Raw genomic sequence first — 16,805 nt, forward strand, 5'->3', positions numbered from 1 at the left:
CCCAACTAGCCAGTAGTTTGAATCATATTTTAATCGAAAGGGGAATCCCTTTCGATTCCATCAAAATGTGAGTTGCTCTAAGGCGATCAGTTCCTGCAGGTCGATGGCGGGGGAGGATTTTGTCTTGGCTGCAGCTTTGGGCGCCTCTGCTTTTTTCCAATTATAATAGGTCTGTTCGCTGATACCAATCTTTTCCAAAGCTGTCTTGATCGAGATCTTGCCGGAAGCGGTCACCTTGGCTACCTGAGCCATGATGGCAGCGCGTTCTTCCGGACTGTATTTGCGAATTTTTCTGGAAACCTGTTTGTTTTGAGTAAAGCTCGTTTCAGCAGTGCGGGCGCTTCTGGAGGACTTGGTCTTCTTCTTCCCTACGCCTTGTTCATGCTCGGATACTTTTACACTTGTATCTTCGTTGTGGATTGTCCCTTCATCAGTCATGGTTGTGTCCTTTCAAAAGAGCAGTACGAATGCTGATGTCATGTCAGGTACGATCACCTGTTCCAGTCAGAGATACTAAAGACAGATTATTTATATATTCATAACGTCTGGGTTGAAAAGTGCCATCTGTTTTGATTTATATGTTGTTGCGTACAACATGATATAACTCCGTCTCTATAGTATGTATTGAGGCATGGTAGGCGATTTCAAATCAATTTGCTCTTTCCACTCAGACTGTTTAAACTGTAATTTATTCATAGTAGGACAGGAATATGAAACATCAACGCCGTCCACTGGTTGTAGAATATAAAGGACGTCGCTCACGCAAGCCTAACCGTCCTCTCTGGGACAAGCTTGACCTGCAGACAATTGTGCATGAAGTAATGCAGCAACCGGCTGAAGAGTTCAGTACGAAACCAGTTGTCATAGAGACAGGCACTGTGCCTTCGGTTCCATCGCAATCTGCTCGTCAACCCAAAATATTGCCTTCCATCAATAATCTTATCCCTTCAGTGCACAGCAGTCCCAGCCAGTCGTCTGAAAATTCAGTCTTGGCCAAGGCGCAGGATACTGAAAGGCCTCGTCGCTCAAAACCGCGTCACAATCGTCACGTTATGGTCAAATCGGGCCAAAAAGAGGACGATAAAGTGCAGACGCGCATAGTGGATGCATCATTGGTTGATGAGGGGGATTTAGATGAGCTGGATGCCCTGGAGGCGATGAATATCCGCCTGAAACGGATGTTGATTGAAAAATTACGCGAGGAAAATGCAATGATGCGTGCAATGCTGGCGCGTATACCAGCTTGATTATTCGAGTTGGCATGGAGCCGATTTGATTTATCTGCATGGTGCTGATCTGCTTTAGGTGTTTGCTCCGGCATGTGATGGTGTAGAATTGTCACCGACACAACGGATGGAGCCATGGGCCAAATTCTCCACGGCAACGCCAAGACCACGTACACCATTCGAGCAGCACTACAGCGATCGAAAGCTTCGGCCGCACAGCCGCCGCGCGTTCGGGATCAACGAGAAAACGGTCCTGAACTGGCGCAAGAGGCGTTCCGCCGAAGATATGCCGATGGGTCCGAAAGAGCCGCCGCAATACGGTTTTGACGCCTGTTGAAGAGGCCGCGATCGTGGCGCTGTGGGTCCAGGCACGGTTACCGTCGGACGATGTCTATATTGCGCTCAAGAATGTCATTCCGCATTTGACCTGTTCTTCGCTGCACTGGTGCCGGCAATGCCATGGCATATCCGTCTGTCGAAAGGCGACCGGGAAAAGCCCAAGCAGTTTAAAGACTACGAGATTGGCTATTTCCACATTGACATTGCCGAGCCCGCCATGAAGGCGCCAAGGGCTTTCTCTTTGTCGCGGTTGATCGGACCAGCAAGCTGGTGTTCGCCCGGATATATCGTAAGGCCACGAAATTGGCGGCGGCTGGGTTCCTCAAATCATTGATTAGAACATGCCCTACAGGATCCATACAGTCCTGACTGATAATGGCGTGTAATTTGTTCAGCGGGAGCAAGGTGCAAGCCTAACTTTCCCGTACATCTTCGGGCGGGTCGCCTTGAAACCGACATCGAGCGCCGGCTGACAAAACCATATCATCCGTGGCGCAACGGTCAGGTGGGGTGGATGGTGCGGACGATCAAGGAAGCGACCGTCAAATCCTTTTACTACAGCTCGATCAAGGAAATGCGCCGGCATATGCGGGATTGGCTAACTGCATATAACTTTGCCAAACAACTCAAAGCCTTGGGTTCAAGATACCCTATGAAGCCATTCGGGAACTCTGAAAATCAAAGCCGGAAGCCTTTGTCGTTAAACCGCACCATCACATGCCGGGACCAAACAACTAGTCTCCGGCTGAGGCTTCCTTGCTTTCCTTCACCAGCAACAGGGCGCTGATAAAGAAACACACGGCGCCCAGCAACGTATAGGTGTTGGAATAGAAGGCTGCTGAAACAGGATCATGTGTGTTCATGCTTGTTGGCGCCACTGCGGATATCATGAAGGCGATGCAGCCCAGCAAGTTGACGAACACGACCTGCCATGACAGGTCTTTTGGTTTCCAGCTGAAGTAATAGTTGCCAGCCTCGATATAAGCGAGATAGCCGGAGACAAGAAATAGGATTGAGCCTTCAAGGTTGGGCGCCCAGACTTCAAGCGTATCGAGAAGCTTGTTGTCCGGTGCCTTGATGGCGGAGAATGTGCTGATATTGAAGGCTATGGTGCCGATCCATTGCGTAAATGTACTCATCCAGCCAGCACTGCGTGGATGCCAGCCGATAAAGGCAAAGGGCTTGTTGTCCTGTTTCTTGCCGGCCAGGCTGCGAAAATCTGGCATATTGGCGGATTGGAAATGTTGCAGGCTTGCTGCAATGGTAAAGGGTATGGAGCCTGCGAAAAAGGTGAGATTGGCAATATTGCCGAGCCCCTGCCAGCCTAGGGCAAGATATTGCAGAACACTGCCCATTCCGAACAGGAAGGAGCCCACCGCAAAGGCAATGCCGATATAGCCATTATAGGTCTGCTGTTGCCAGAACGGAATGTCTGCCTGCCTGGGGAAGATCTGCGGCATTAGCCCTTTGCGGTGCATGCGGGCAAGCACGATGATGCGCTTGCCATGCCGCTTCAGAATGCTTTCATTGATGAAGGGCCATGTTCGCTGGAATGTGCTCACGCTTGCGCTTCGGGTTCAGGCTTCTGCATATACAGTGTCTGCGTCGGATAGGCGAAATCAGCGCCATGTGCATGCACGATAGTGATGATCTTGAGATAGATATCCTGCTGGATAGACAACCACTCGGCCCAGCGTGTTGTCTTGGTGAAGCAGTAGATCATGATGTTCAGCGACGAATCTGCAAATTCGTTGAAATAGATCAGCAGGTCCTGCTTATGGTCAATGCGGTCATCTGCTTTCAGCATGCTGCGTATGTCATGAATGACCGCAGCGATCTTGTCGGCATCCTCATAGCGAAGCCCGATCGTCGTCGATATGCGGCGGTTGCTCATGCGGCCTGGATTCTCGAGGCTGATGGTCGAGAAGACAGCGTTGGGCACATAAAGCGGCCGGTTGTCGAAGGTCTTGATCTTGGTCAGGCGCCAGCCGATTTCGACTACGGTTCCTTCGATTTCCCTATCGGGTGAGCGTATCCAGTCTCCAATATTGAATGGCCTGTCAAAATACAGCATGACGCCTGAAAACAGGTTGCTCAAGACATCCTTGCCGGCAACACCAATGGCGATGCCGCCAATACCGCCAAAGGCAAGCAGACCGGACAGGCCGATGCCAAAATGCTCACCAAACAGGATCACGATTATGACGATGATCACAAGCTTCAGGACGCGGGCAATCATGCGGGCGGAAGTCGGGTCATTGCCGCGATTGATGCCGCTATGGGTGATGCGGTTGATGAGCTGGAAGATCTGCAGTGTCGTCACCCACACCATCAGGAATGCAGATGTGGTGTCGATCCAGTCAGGGTCAATGTCGGTCAGCTTGTAATCGCTGACGATATGCTGGGCCGTCTGACGCAGAACAAAGATCAGGGCCAGCATTGCGGCGATATAGGTCAGATGCGCAATGATACTGTGTGACCATTTCTGTTCGCGCCGCATCAGAATCCACAAGGTCAAGGCAAGGATGGCAAATACGACCGCAAGTGTGCTGTTTAGCCAATATATGAATGCCATGCCCGCAACCTCTAAAGTCCAGGTAATTTGCTGCTTGAAGTCAATGCGCCGGTAAAGAAGGCCAGATTGGCCGCGCCGATCAGGGCTGCGGCCTGTGCATCCGTATGTGCCAGCCTTGCGTCCAGCAGTGCATTGTTTGTTTCGTTGACGGTTGTGATCGTGCCAAGCCCGTTCCTATAGGCCTCCAGCGCCGCATCAAATGCGGTGGCAGAAGTCTGCACCAGAACGCCTGCAGCCTTGTTGGCCGCAAGGGCCGTCTTGAGTGCGTTGGCAGCCAGAACGATTTCAGCGACAGCATCAAGCTGTACCTGACGGAAGGTTTCGGCTGCCGCCCGCTCGGTGGACTGTGCGTTCCTGAGCTGGGCTGCACGCAGGCCACCATCATAAAGCGGCACGGTAGCGCCAACCAGAATGCCCATACCGGAAGTCTGATTGCCGATGGTCGGCAGGCTTCCGGCATTGAAACTGTTGGAAGTGGAAGCCAAGGTGCCTGCCACAAACACTTTTGGCATGAACTCAGCCTCGGCTGCCTTGGTGGCGAATTTGCTTGCCTTAAGCGCGGCATAGCTTGCAATCACGTCAGGGCGCTGCGCCAGTGCTGTTTCAAGCATGGATTGTGTAACGCCGTCGAATTTGACCGGCAGCGGCCGGTTGAGCGATCCATCCACCTTGATGTTCAGCGTTGCATTGACGCCCATTGCGGTGAGAAGTGCCTGATAGGCGGTCTGCTGCTGTCCGGTGGCCTTGACCAGACGAAGCTCTGCCTGTGCCACCTGCTGTTTTGCCAGCGCCAGTTCAACGGTGGTTGTCGTGCCTTCTTTCAGCTTGGCTTCGACGGCGGCAAGCACGGCCTTGCTGTTGCGCAAGGTCTGCTCGGCAATGCGAGTGCCGGAGACAGCGGCACAATATTCGTAATAGGTGCGGGTGACATCGAAAATCAGCTTTTGATGCATGGCATTGAAGCCGACATTGGCAGCAAAGGAGACCTGTTTTGCCGCATCGCGCAAGGCTGCGCGCTGGCCAAAGTCAAACACTAGCCACTGCAGCGCAAGGGCAGGGGTTACCCCTTTCAGCGTGGTGTTGATATTGCGCTCACCCAGCAATGGCACGTCAACCGGCGTTGTCGTCTTCTGGACGCCGCCAATCACATTGGCGGTGATGATCGGCACCATGGTGGCCTCGGTCATGCCGACGGCAAGGGCCGCCTGCCGCGCCTTTTCCCAGGCATTGCGGGTTGAGGGGTTGCTGCGCTGGGCAAGATCGATCAGATCTGCAAGGCCATAGGTCTTTTGCGTATTGATGCTGACCGGATTGGAAACAAGCGCCAGTTCCGGATTGGCAGGAACGCTGAAATCACGGTCATCTGCCTTATGGGCCGGGCCATTCTTTCTGGAAGCTGGTTTCCAGGGCTGATCAGGGGCTGCTGGCGCCTGCTTCAGGGCTTCTGTCGCGCAGCCCGCAAGGCTGAGCGCCAGAATGCCAATCACCGCTTTATCTAGCAACCGATTACGTGACGTCATGCGCGACTACCCGCAACGAGAGTTTCCAGTCTGCCAAGACGCTTCACGATTTCCATGTCTCCTGCATTCGCATCCCGATGGGCTGTATCCGTCTGGTTTGCAGGCACATTGTTTCCCGCCAAGGCAAACGACTGGATATGCTGCGACACGCTCAGCAGCCGCATATTCAGGTTGTCTAACTTCTCGGATGAGAAGTAGACGTCCTTGCTCAAGCTGGCAAGCTGGCGGGAGATGGATTGAAAGGCTTTTACCATATTTTCCGGTGGGCGCAGCGCCTTTGGTTCAAACGGCAGCAAATAAAGGCAATAGCGCACCTCCCCAAGCAGGTGTTCCACTTCTGCGGCTCTGGCGATCAGTCTTGAGCGTTCTGCAGGTTCGGCACGCACCATTTCGGCAATTTTTTCGGCTGCTTCTGCAAGATGCTGACAGATGGTCGTCACGACCGGAGTAGGCCATATCAGGGTTGAGACCAGATAAACGGCAAAATTGCCAACAAGGATACCGACAATTCTGTCCCAGGCAGGAGAAAGCTCGGTTGAGGGGCCGAAGCCCTGTAGCACGGTCAGGGTAAAGGCAAGCCCGATCTGCACCCCGGCATAGGAGATTTTTTCAGTCCCTGCGGCCACCCAGGCGGCAAAGAGCGCAACCACAAAGACCAGCAGCATCAGGCTTGCGACATTGACCATATAGGGCATCAGATAGATGAGAGAGGCAATGCCAATCGCCGCGCCAACCAGACAGCCGCCAATGCGCAAGGCAAGCTTGTGGATCGTGTCGCCTGCCGTTCCCATTGAAGCAACATAGCAGGTGACCATTGCCGTATGAATGCCCTGCCAGTTGATGGAAGCATAGAACATATAACTGAGAATGGCGGCAAGTGTCGTCTTGAGCGCAAAACGCTGATAAACCGGATTGGTAAAGGCATCAGCGGCCAGAAAACGATCAGCCGCGCTTTTGACATAATCGGTTTTGGCAATACCTGTCAGATTGTGGAGCGCCTCGTTCAGGCAAATTTCCTGACCCGATTGAGCCGGTTCAGGCGCTGGCGTGCAGGCAGGAAATGGCTCATCATGCTTGAGTGCTGCAAGCATGGCCTCTACCGCTTTTGCATAATGCTGGCGATTGGCTTCCGGCACATCATCGGGCAAGGCAGAGACAGCATAGAGCAGCTGATAAGAAGCCGGAATATCGCGGCTTATCTTGTCTGCTTTGGAGGCGGATGTCTGATGCAGCACCCTGGTCAGCATTGCCCGCTGGTTTGCATCATCATTACCGTTTTCAAGGCGTTCCAACAGGGCAGGATCGTCCTTCGCCCTTTCCCGCAGCAGGATGTCTCGTGCAAGCATCAGCCGCTCCTGCATTTCCTCACGCAACAGCGTCACGCTCCAGCGGCCAAAGAACAGGCAAAAACCGGCAATTACAAACATGGGTAATATGGCCATTTCCCAGGCAAAGCGCAGCCCGAATGAAATGACGCCATTGATCGGCACTTCATTCACCAATGTCAGCAGAAAGGCGATGATGAGTGCTACAATGCTGCCACCTTCGCCAAGTTTGGTGGCAGCACCAATGAAGATGAACACCACCGAGACAAGAATCATCACCAGAATGCGCAACAGCGCTGATTCCACCGTCCATTGCACGATCGGGATCATCAGGACGACAAGCAGTGAAATCGCAAAAATGGCCGCTGTTCCCACGACCGTATTTTCTGCGCCATCCGCTTTCATCAGGAAGATGACGAGATAGCAGCTGATGGCCGATTCCGGGATGTTGAACATCATGGCAATACCGGCAACCAGCGCGCAAACGGCGGCCACACGCCAGGATGTCGCCAGTCGTCCGGGGAAGGGGGCGAGATCCGCGAAAGTTTCGCGCAGCGAGCTCCAGAGTGTCAGTTCAACATTTTTCGCCATTAATCACAGTCACGACTGCTGATGCGCCAACGCGGGTCAGATCCTCGGGAGGATCGATCAGCTTGACGCGTACCGGAAAACGCTGCGCAATCCGAACCCAGTTCAGGGATTTCGGCACATAGGGCAGATTGCGCGGAATATTGATCAGTTCTTCGGATGTCACGCCGCGACCAATGCTTTCCACACGGCCTTTGACCAGGACGGAACTGTCGGCCAGAATGCGCACATGCGCGCAGGCGCCGACTTTGATCTGGCCAAGCTCGGTTTCCGGGAACGTGGCCGAGGCATACCAGTTGGATGAATCAATCAGGGTGAAGACGGACTGGCCGGGGGCTATGATCTGGCCTGTCGCATTGTTGACGCCAACAATATAGCCATCATGCGGCGCACGCACGACCGTGCCATCAAGATTATGCTTGGCCAGCGCCAGAGCCGCCTGCCGGGCACGCACCAAGGCCTCGCCGCCCTCAAGGCTGCTGACAAGCGCATTGGCGGCTTCGGCCTGTTTGATGGCCTGATCAAGGCTGATTTTCGCATCATCGCGCAGGGTTCTTGCATCATCAACCTGCTGGCGAGTGACATAGCCCTTGGGGCTCAGCGCCTCCAGACGTTTCAGCGTCGCCTCGGCAAGTTCAAGATTGGTACGCGCACGGGCAACCTGCTGGTCGGCAATCAGGGCATTCTGCGTTTCTGCCTTGACTGTGCGCTTTTGTGCGTCGAGTGCTGCTGTTGCTATGCCAAGATCGGCTGCAGTCTGTTCCACGATGAGGCGCAAGGGTTCCGGATCAAGCTTGAACAGGATGTCGCCCTTCTTGACCGCCTGATTTTCCTCGACATTGATTTCGGTGATCTTGCCTGCGACCGTGGCGGCAATATTGACGATACGCGCACCGATGACGGCTTCTTCAGACAGCGGATTATTGTGGGCCTGCCTCAGATAGATCCATGCCATGACGCCTGCCAGCACAACGACAGCAACCGTCAGGGACAGGCCGATAACAGAGATCTTTCGTTTGGCGTATGGATTGGTTTCCATGCTTATCGCCCGTAAACATAATATGCCAGGCCGCAGGCGATGGCGATTGTGATCGCGGTATAGGTTGTCAGCCGGAATGTCAGCAGGTCATCAAGCCCGATCCGGATGAACAGGATGCGGATAATGATCGTCAGGACGATGGCAATGCCAAGACACAGCATCCAAGACGGAAAATAGGCTCCGAATAATGAAAATGACGGTCCAGACACAATTTCCTCACTGACATTGAAAGGCGTGTGTGACGCCGGAAAGTGGATGCGCCAGCACTGTCTCTACCGCATCAGCCAGAGCAATTCAGATTTTCATCGAAACTCTGAATTGCCCTAACGATTGTTTTTTCGCAGCCCCCAGACGGAAAACCGGTTCCCACTTTCCCTGGAACTGCTCTAGCGCTTAGCTTGCCTGCAACAATGCATCCGTTGCATCAAGCGTTTCAAGCTGGGAAATTTTTGCCAGTGGCGCAATCTTGAGGGCCGATTGTGCGAACAGGCGGTTGAGATCAAACCTGATGAAGTTGATCGCATCATAGGTGCGCACATAGAACTCATTCTTGCCGAGATCGCCCAGAGCCGTCCAGGACGTATATTCGGTCTTGTAGGCCTGGCCTTCCGTCGCCGAAAAGCCTTCAATATCAAGGCCACCTGACTGTGGCGGATCAATTGTAATGCCGCGCGGACGGTCAAAATTGTTCATCACATGGCCAAGGGCGCGGATGGCTTTTTCAGGCGCAGGTTTTTCGGCAAAGGTTGCATAATAGGCAGCACGCACGAAACGGCCGACTGAAGTGTTGGAAGCCGGCAGGCCCGCCGTCGCAATGCCGGAATCGGGCTGTGTCACTTCCAGATCACCGAATTTGCCGGTGGACTGATCCATATTGTTGAGGAAGGTGTAATTGGCCAGATTGGTCAGATGCCACGGGAATTCCGGTCCGTTGGTCATCACGCCAACCGGATTGTCATAGACATTCTGCTTTTCGTGGGAATATTCGATGACGATCGATTTGCCCGAACGGTCGTGGACGATGAAATGGAACGGCGTCTTGGCACCGTGCAGTGGCACGAGCGTGGTGAGGATCGCGATATTTTCCGCCAGGGCTGCCTTGACTTCCGCAGCATTGGCAAATTGCGCCAGCACCCACGCGCCAAGGTCGATGACCGCCAGCATGGCCTTGGTCTTGGCGGCATTGTCCGCCGGGCCGGATGCGCCGGCATAGGCCAGCAGGCTGAAGGATAGCCCCTGATCATTCATGCCTTCAACGATCTTGAGGTCGGCAATGCTGCCGGCCGGAACCGCAATGCCGAAGACATTGTATTTGGACTGGAAGGTCAGCGGAACATGGCCTTCAACCACCGAGGTGAATGTATGTCCCTTTGGAATGGAGGCCACGACATAGGGCAACTCCATGGACAGTTCCATCGTGCGGCCGGTATAGGCGCCGCCACTGGAATCACGAAAGAGCAGCGCCGTGCAGGCAAGCCACATATCGCCGGATGCAAATTGCGTGAGCTGATCAGCAACATACGGAAGGACGGTCGAAAGCAAGGACACGGTATTTCCCCTTAGAAAGGATATTTCAAATCTGTATCTGAAGCCGCATCCTGCACGGCTTCAGATATTGGCACTGATGCTACAAAATGGCTTGTTCATCCGTGATTGAAGCCGCCAGCCTCTTCCTCGGAAAGATTGATGCTGCCCGGATGCTTGGTAAAATAGTCAAGCGTGCGTTTCATGTCCTCGACCAGAAGCGAGGCCAGATCGCGGCTGACGCCATGACGTACCAGAATGCGCTGAACCACCAGATCCTCGCGGTTGGCAGGCATGGAATAGGCCGGAACTTGCCAACCCCGGGTACGCAGACGGTCGGCTACGTCATAAAGCGTGCTGCCGCCCAGCGCATCCTTGTCCTTCAGTTTCCATGCCAGTGCCGGAATGCCCTTCTGGCTGTCACCGTCAAAAATGATTTCAAACGGTCCAAGCTTGCCAATCTCATGCGCCAGATATTGTGCGGTCTGGTAGCAGGCATTGTGGATCTTGGCATAGCCATCGCGGCCAAGGCGCAGGAAATTATAGTATTGCGAAATGATCTGGCCGCCCGGACGCGAGAAATTGAGCGCGAAGGTCGGCATGTTGCCGCCGAGATAATTGACGTTGAACACCAGCTCTTCCGGCAGGTCCGAGGCTTCGCGCCAGACAACCCAGCCAGCCCCCAGCGGTGCGAGGCCGAATTTGTGACCGGATGAATTGATGGATTTGACGCGCGGCAGGCGGAAGTCCCACGCAATGTCCGGGGCACAGAATGGCGCAAGAAAACCGCCGCTTGCGCCATCGACATGGATCGGAATGTCGAGGCCGGTTTCGGCCTGCAGCTTGTCGAGCGCATCGCTGACTGCCTTGACCGGCTCATACTGGCAGGTGAAGGTGACGCCCATGGTCGGCACGACGCCGATGGTGTTTTCGTCAACGCGCTTGAGCACTTCTTCCGGGCTCATGATCAGACGGTCGCCCTCAAGCGGAATTTCACGCAGTTCGACATCAAAATAACGGGCGAATTTGTGCCAGCAGATCTGTACCGGACCGCAGATCATGTTTGGTTTGTCGGTCGGCTTGCCTTCGGCAGCACGTTTCTTGCGCCACTGCCATTTCAGCGCCAGACCGCCAAGCATCGCCGCTTCCGACGAGCCGGTGGTGGAGCAGCCGATGGTGTTTTCCGGATCCGGCGCATTCCACAGGTCGGCAACCATCTTGACGCAGCGCGATTCAATCTCAGCCGTCTGCGGATATTCATCCTTGTCGATCATGTTCTTGTCGATCGACAGATCCATCAGCTCACGGATTTCGTCATCCACCCAGGTCTGACAGAAGGTAGCAAGGTTCTGGCGTGAATTGCCGTCCAGCATCAGCTCATCACGCACCGCGGCAAAGACACTGCGGGGATCGCGTTCATGTTTGGGAAAATGTGATTTTGGCAGGGAAGTTGCCAAATCGACCGAGCCATAAATATCGTCTAGTTCGTTGCGCTGTCTGGAAATTGCCTGCTCAGTCATGTTGTCTCACTACTTGCAACCATTTGGGATAGAATTCTTGAATTAGATATTTAAATTGAAACAGCGTCCAGAAGCAACAGCGAAGAAAGGGGCTTACGCACTGGGAACAACATATCGCTGATGTTTAAGGCGTTTTTCCGGCAGGAATTCTGCATGTGCATGCGGGCCTGTCCTGGATGGTCCGTTTGGAGTGTTTGCTGGCTTTTGGTGCTGGATGCCGTTGAGTGGCTGCCAATTGCAGTCGCGGCTAGATTTCCGCACCTTTGCACCGTTTTCCCCTCTGAGGCTTTCACGACATTGATTGGCGCATGGCGCCATCTTCCGCTTGGAAAATTGGATTTGCAATATTGACAAATTGATATTCATATCATCTACTATTGTAATCGATATATAAATATCGCATAGCGATAGCAGGAAATCATGTACGATCCACTTGTTCACCCATATCCCGATCTTGGGCACTCAAACCCGGATTCATACTGGCTGAAGATCAGCGGTGCGGCGCCGGCTGATGATGGTGCTTTGACCGGTGAAGTTGATGCGGATGTTGCCATTATTGGTGGTGGTTATACCGGCCTTTCGGCGGCTCACAGTCTGGCGCGTGACTATGGAATCAAGGCGACCGTGCTTGAGGCGCGGTCTTCGGCCTGGGGATGCAGTGGACGCAATGGCAGTTTTGCCCGTATTTCCGGCGGCCGTGTGCCCTGGGTAAAACTGGTCAAGACCTATGGTCGTGAGCAGGCACAGGCTTATTTCGGCGAGTTGAAGAAGGGGCTTGAGACGGTTCGCAGTCTCATCGCGGAAGGCAATATTGAATGTGACAGGCAGCCGGATGGCGTCTACAAGGTGGCGACATTCGCCCAGCATGCTGCCTATCTTCAGCGTGAAGCCGAGCTCTATAATACTGTTCTGAACTACCCGGCCAAATTCATCGACAAGAATGGGCTGAAGGGAGTGCATGAGGGGCCTGAAAGTCAGGGTGCGCTCTATCTGCCAGATGGTTTTTCGATGAACCCGCTGGAACTGGCGCGCGGCATTCACCGTATGGCGCGCAGCCATGGTGCGCGCATTCACACCAATTCACCTGTGATTGGCTGGAGCAATAATGGCGGGCTTCATTATCTGAAGACACCGAATGGTGTCGTGCGCGCCAGGGCAGTCATTATCGCAACCAATGGCTATACGTCGTGGAAGATGCATGAGGGGCTGGCTGCACGTGTCCTGCCGGTTCATTCGCAGGTTATCGTCACAGCTCCGCTCACGGAAGAACAGATTGCTGCCAGTCTGCCTTCGATGGCCTGCATGTTCGATACGCGTGAGCTTCTGTTCTATTACCGTCGCCTGCCGGATAACCGCATGCTGTTTGGCGGCCGCAGCGCCATTACCGGAAAGGATGCCTCCGCGCCGCGCCACAAGGATTATCTCTATAATGCCATGGTGCGCAAATTCCCGGCGCTGGCAGGCATTCCGGTTGAGCACTGGTGGGGCGGCTGGGTCGCGGTTTCGCGCAATTCGTTGCCTTATTGCTTCAAGGTGCCGGGCGCTGGCGAAGTCTATGCGGCTGGCGGTTATGCGGGCAGTGGCGTTTCCTTCTCGACCTATCTTGGCACCCGGCTTGCCATGATGGCGGCAGGAAAGGCCTATAATCCGGCAGTTTCCTTCCTCACCAGGGAACCGGAACGCTATCCGTTCTCATCTTTCATTCGTCTTGGGCAGTGGATGGCCTATCGCTGGTTGCAGGCTGCAGATGCGCGTCAGACGCGAAAGGCAGGCTGATCCATGCAGCGTCATTTCCATCACGCATCAAATGCTCAAACATATGCTTCCTCGGCAATGCAGCCGCGGATGGATGAGCATCTGACTGCAATCAATGGAGTGACAGACGTAAGGGGGATGCTATGAAAGCGGGTCCGTTCAACTATTCGCGACCAGAGACGATGACACAGTTTGAGGAATCCCCCCTTTTCGTGACCGCCCTGGCCAAGGGACTTTCTGTCCTGACAGCCTTTGATCCTTCAAGGCCGGCAATGAACCTGCTTGAGCTTGCCGAGGTGACGGGGCTTAACAAGAGTACGGTCCAGCGTTCAGCATTCACCCTTGAGGCTTTGGGCTTTCTGGGGCGTGAGCACGGCTCAAAGCGCTACAGGCTCACCGTGAAATCCCTGGAGGTCGGCACAGGGTATCTTTTGACCAGTGAGCTGATTGAGCATGCAAATCCGTTCCTGCAACAGCTCAATCGGCAAACTGGTGAAAGCTGCAACCTGCTGGAGCCTTTTGGCACTGAAATGGTCTATGTCAGCCGTTTCACCAGCCATAAGGAAATGCCGATCCATGTGCCGGTTGGTCAGAGGCTGCCCATGTATTGCACCTCGGCGGGCCGGGCATATCTCTCGTCTTTGCCGGAAGAAGACGCAGCCGCCTTTATCGCGCGTTCGCGCATAGAGGCTTATACGTCAAATACCGTGACGGATCCTGGGCAGATCCTTGAGCTGACGCGAAAGGCGCAGCTTGATGGCTATGCCATGGTCCTTGAGGAAACCTATGTTGGTGATCTTGCGATTGGCGCAGCCATCGTCAACGCCGATGGTCAGCCATTGGGAGCCATCAACATTTCCGTTCCCTTGAGCAGATGGCAGCCTGAACAGGTGCGCAAGGAACTCGCACCACAGCTCCTTTATACGGCTCGCGCAATTTCAAGCGCGGCTAAAGGTTTGCGTCCTTTAGTCGCCAAAAATACCCACTTGCAGATCTAGAAAGGCTTATGCAGTGACAATTCAGCGCTTTGAACCAAATGGAAAACGTCTCAGCCATGTACTCGTCCACAATGGCATTGCCTATGTGACGGGGCAGGTGCCGTCCGACCGTACACAGGATGTTGCTGGTCAGACAGCGCAGGTTCTGGCGCGAATTGATGAGCTCCTGGCCATTGCTGGAACTGACAAGTCGAAGATCCTGTTTGCGCAGGTTTGGCTGAAGCATGTTGTCAGGGACTTCGCCGCGATGAATGCAGTTTGGGAAGACTGGATCCCGGCTGATGCGCTTCCTGCACGCGCAACTGTGGAAGCAAACCTCGCTGCTGAAAACATTCTGGTCGAAATCGCTGTCCAGGCAGCGATCTGACAACCGGCTGGAAAGACTGAAGGCAATCAACATAAGAAGAAAGGGTTGGGAACTCATGAGATCTAAAATCATCATTGCCGCACTGGCAGCTGCCTTGACTGGATCTGCAGCCTATGCCGAAGAAACCACTTTGACCATTTCCAGCTATGGCGGCCAGTATCAGGCCGATCAGGCCAAGGCTTATTTCCAGCCATTCATGGCCAGGAATCCGGACATCAAGATCATTGAGGATTCTTCAACGAGCAATGCCAAGCTGAAGGCAATGGTTGAGACCGGCAATGTAACGCTGGATCTCATGCTGACCGATGACAGCTTCGGCCTGGACTCTGACGCGCAATGGCTGGAGCCGATCGACTATACCATTGTTGACCGGTCGAAGTTTATTGAAGGTGCTGCCGGAAACTATCGCGTCGCTTCCGATATTGAAGGTACCGTGCTTGCCTATAATGAGCAGGAATTTGGCGACAATCCGCCAAAGGGTTTTGCCGATTTCTTTGATACGGAGAAGTTCCCCGGTGCCCGCACGCTGTGGAAATATGCCGCTTCGGGCATCTTTGAAGCAGCGCTGATTGCCGACGGTGTGAAGCCTGAAGAACTGTACCCGATCGACGTTGAGCGCGCACTCAAGAAGCTCGACACCATCAAGTCGGACATCATCTGGTGGGAAACCGGTTCGCAGGCAGAACAGAACCTGGCGAGCGGCGAAGCGGCCATGGGACTGGTCTGGATTGGCCGCGCTGCCAATATTGCCGACAAGGGTATCAAGGTCGACTGGACCAACTGGACGTCACAGGCTGGTTACTGGGTTGTTCCGAAGGGGACGAAGAACAAGGAAGCTGCCATGAAGGCGATCCAGTTCTTCACCGAGCCGGAACAGCAGGTCGAATTTGCAAAGCTCATGCCTTATGGCCCGTCCAACAAGAATGCCAAGATCCCGGAAGACAGCAAGTTCAAGGGGCTTCTGCCAACCGACCATCTTGATACGCGCATTCTCATGGACAGCGAATGGTGGGCCAAGAATGGTGCGGCTGTAGACCTCCGTTTCCAGGAATGGCTGCTCCAGTAAGACCATAATCAGGTCTGCCTGCACGCGCCTTGCAGGCAGACTTTCTCCCTGAACACGTTGGATCCCCCATGACTGCGACCACGACTGACGATCGCTGCCATCCAGCTAAAACGAGTTTGCTGCGGACAATCATGACGTCCTCAGCCGTCTGGCTGCTCGTTCCGGTGATCATTTTTCTGGCGGCCTTCTTTGTTTATCCGCTGCTGAAACTTGTCGCCATTTCGTTGCCTGATGGCAGTATTGAGCATTATCGCCAGATTTTCATGACGCCCATCTTCCTGCGTGTGATCGGCGAAACGTTCAAAATGTCGCTGATCGTCATGGTCTGCACGGTTCTGCTTGCCTATCCTTATGCCTATGCGATGGCACATGGCAGCCGGACGACGCTGCTTGTCCTGACAGTCGCGCTGCTCATTCCTTTCTGGGTGAGCCTGCTTTTGCGCAGTTTTTCCTGGATCGTGCTGCTGCAGAACAGCGGCCTCATCAACCAGCTGCTGATGGGCCTTGGTCTTGTTGAAAAGCCGGTGCGCCTCATCCGCACGCCAATTGGGGTGACGATCGGCATGGTGCATATTCTGCTGCCTTATGCGGTTCTGCCGCTTTATACGGTCATGAAGAAGATTGACCTGCGCCTTCTGGAAGCATCCTCCATCTGCGGTGCCTCATGGTTCCATGGCTTCCGGCGCGTTTACTTCCCGATTTCACTGCCAGGCGTCATGGCGGCAGCGATCCTGACCTTCACGCTGGCCCTGGGTTTCTATATTACGCCCGCCCTGCTTGGCAGCCCGCGTGACATGATGATCGCCCAGATGATCGCCAACCAGTTCAATGAGCGGCTCAATTTCGGTCTTGGTGCAGCCCTTGCAGTCGTGCTGATTGTCCTGACCGCAACTGCCTTTGGCCTGTTCGGTGCCGGGCGCGCCTTGCTTGCACGCCGTACCGCACAAATTGGAGGCGCCTGAG

15 protein-coding genes and 1 pseudogene are annotated in these 16,805 nt (G+C 54.2%); 7 read left to right on the forward strand and 9 right to left on the reverse strand.

What is annotated here, in order from left to right; all coding sequences use genetic code 11:
* Nucleotides 1–60: 60 nt before the first annotated feature.
* Nucleotides 61–438 carry a transposase gene (locus tag ACFO1V_RS11995; RefSeq protein ID WP_374833279.1) on the reverse strand — a complete coding sequence of 126 codons (378 nt, stop codon included), beginning with the start codon at nucleotides 436–438 and terminating at the stop codon, nucleotides 61–63.
* 272 nt (nucleotides 439–710) lie between these two features.
* Between ACFO1V_RS11995 and ACFO1V_RS12000 the strand changes: the two genes are divergently transcribed.
* A complete protein-coding gene (locus ACFO1V_RS12000) occupies nucleotides 711–1,247 on the forward strand; it encodes a hypothetical protein (protein ID WP_374833281.1) in 537 nt (178 codons plus the stop codon).
* 114 nt (nucleotides 1,248–1,361) lie between these two features.
* Nucleotides 1,362–2,303, forward strand: a pseudogene (locus tag ACFO1V_RS12005) (integrase core domain-containing protein).
* Here ACFO1V_RS12005 and ACFO1V_RS12010 read toward each other — a convergent pair.
* The 8 genes from ACFO1V_RS12010 to ACFO1V_RS12045 all read right to left on the reverse strand — a co-directional run bounded on the left by ACFO1V_RS12010 (nucleotide 2,300) and on the right by ACFO1V_RS12045 (nucleotide 11,656).
* A complete protein-coding gene (locus tag ACFO1V_RS12010) occupies nucleotides 2,300–3,127 on the reverse strand; it encodes a hypothetical protein (RefSeq protein WP_374833283.1) in 828 nt (275 codons plus the stop codon). The pseudogene ACFO1V_RS12005 and the gene ACFO1V_RS12010 sit on opposite strands and share 4 nt — an antisense overlap.
* On the reverse strand, nucleotides 3,124–4,140 hold the full coding sequence (locus tag ACFO1V_RS12015) for a mechanosensitive ion channel family protein (protein WP_374833285.1): 1,017 nt from the start codon (nucleotides 4,138–4,140) through the stop codon (nucleotides 3,124–3,126). Before ACFO1V_RS12015 ends, ACFO1V_RS12010 begins: the two co-directional genes overlap by 4 nt.
* Before the next feature lie 11 nt (nucleotides 4,141–4,151).
* A complete protein-coding gene (locus ACFO1V_RS12020) occupies nucleotides 4,152–5,660 on the reverse strand; it encodes a TolC family protein (protein ID WP_374833287.1) in 1,509 nt (502 codons plus the stop codon).
* Nucleotides 5,657–7,576, reverse strand: a complete 1,920-nt coding sequence (locus ACFO1V_RS12025; RefSeq protein ID WP_374833289.1) for an FUSC family protein — start codon at nucleotides 7,574–7,576, stop codon at nucleotides 5,657–5,659. The genes ACFO1V_RS12020 and ACFO1V_RS12025 overlap by 4 nt, the downstream gene beginning before the upstream one ends.
* Nucleotides 7,560–8,612, reverse strand: a complete 1,053-nt coding sequence (gene mdtN, locus ACFO1V_RS12030; protein ID WP_374833291.1) for a multidrug transporter subunit MdtN — start codon at nucleotides 8,610–8,612, stop codon at nucleotides 7,560–7,562. Before mdtN ends, ACFO1V_RS12025 begins: the two co-directional genes overlap by 17 nt.
* Before the next feature lie 2 nt (nucleotides 8,613–8,614).
* Nucleotides 8,615–8,821 carry a YtcA family lipoprotein gene (locus ACFO1V_RS12035; RefSeq protein ID WP_374833293.1) on the reverse strand — a complete coding sequence of 69 codons (207 nt, stop codon included), beginning with the start codon at nucleotides 8,819–8,821 and terminating at the stop codon, nucleotides 8,615–8,617.
* Between the two features lie 184 nt (nucleotides 8,822–9,005).
* Nucleotides 9,006–10,160: a linear amide C-N hydrolase gene (locus tag ACFO1V_RS12040; protein WP_374833295.1), complete on the reverse strand. Its 1,155-nt coding sequence runs from the start codon at nucleotides 10,158–10,160 to the stop codon at nucleotides 9,006–9,008.
* A 95-nt stretch (nucleotides 10,161–10,255) separates the two neighbouring features.
* Nucleotides 10,256–11,656, reverse strand: coding sequence for a glutamate decarboxylase (locus ACFO1V_RS12045; protein ID WP_374833297.1), 1,401 nt, complete (start codon nucleotides 11,654–11,656; stop codon nucleotides 10,256–10,258).
* A gap of 420 nt (nucleotides 11,657–12,076) precedes the next feature.
* On the opposite strand from ACFO1V_RS12045, the gene ACFO1V_RS12050 reads away from it, so the two are divergent.
* The 5 genes from ACFO1V_RS12050 (at nucleotide 12,077) to ACFO1V_RS12070 (ending at nucleotide 16,804) form a co-directional block, all read left to right on the forward strand.
* On the forward strand, nucleotides 12,077–13,432 hold the full coding sequence (locus ACFO1V_RS12050; RefSeq protein WP_374833299.1) for an NAD(P)/FAD-dependent oxidoreductase: 1,356 nt from the start codon (nucleotides 12,077–12,079) through the stop codon (nucleotides 13,430–13,432).
* Nucleotides 13,433–13,554: 122 nt separating this feature from the next.
* The gene (locus ACFO1V_RS12055) at nucleotides 13,555–14,409 is read left to right on the forward strand and encodes an IclR family transcriptional regulator (protein ID WP_374833301.1); all 855 of its coding nucleotides are present in this window, start codon (nucleotides 13,555–13,557) and stop codon (nucleotides 14,407–14,409) included.
* 13 nt (nucleotides 14,410–14,422) lie between these two features.
* The gene (locus ACFO1V_RS12060) at nucleotides 14,423–14,776 is read left to right on the forward strand and encodes a RidA family protein (RefSeq protein ID WP_374833303.1); all 354 of its coding nucleotides are present in this window, start codon (nucleotides 14,423–14,425) and stop codon (nucleotides 14,774–14,776) included.
* A gap of 55 nt (nucleotides 14,777–14,831) precedes the next feature.
* Nucleotides 14,832–15,842, forward strand: a complete 1,011-nt coding sequence (locus tag ACFO1V_RS12065) for an ABC transporter substrate-binding protein (protein WP_374833305.1) — start codon at nucleotides 14,832–14,834, stop codon at nucleotides 15,840–15,842.
* Nucleotides 15,843–15,973: 131 nt separating this feature from the next.
* Nucleotides 15,974–16,804, forward strand: a complete 831-nt coding sequence (locus ACFO1V_RS12070; RefSeq protein ID WP_374833307.1) for an ABC transporter permease — start codon at nucleotides 15,974–15,976, stop codon at nucleotides 16,802–16,804.
* The last annotated feature ends 1 nt before the right edge of the window (nucleotide 16,805 follow it).

It is taken from the genome of Daeguia caeni (assembly GCF_042653845.1).
Taxonomy (GTDB): Bacteria; Pseudomonadota; Alphaproteobacteria; order Rhizobiales; family Rhizobiaceae; genus Brucella; species Brucella caeni.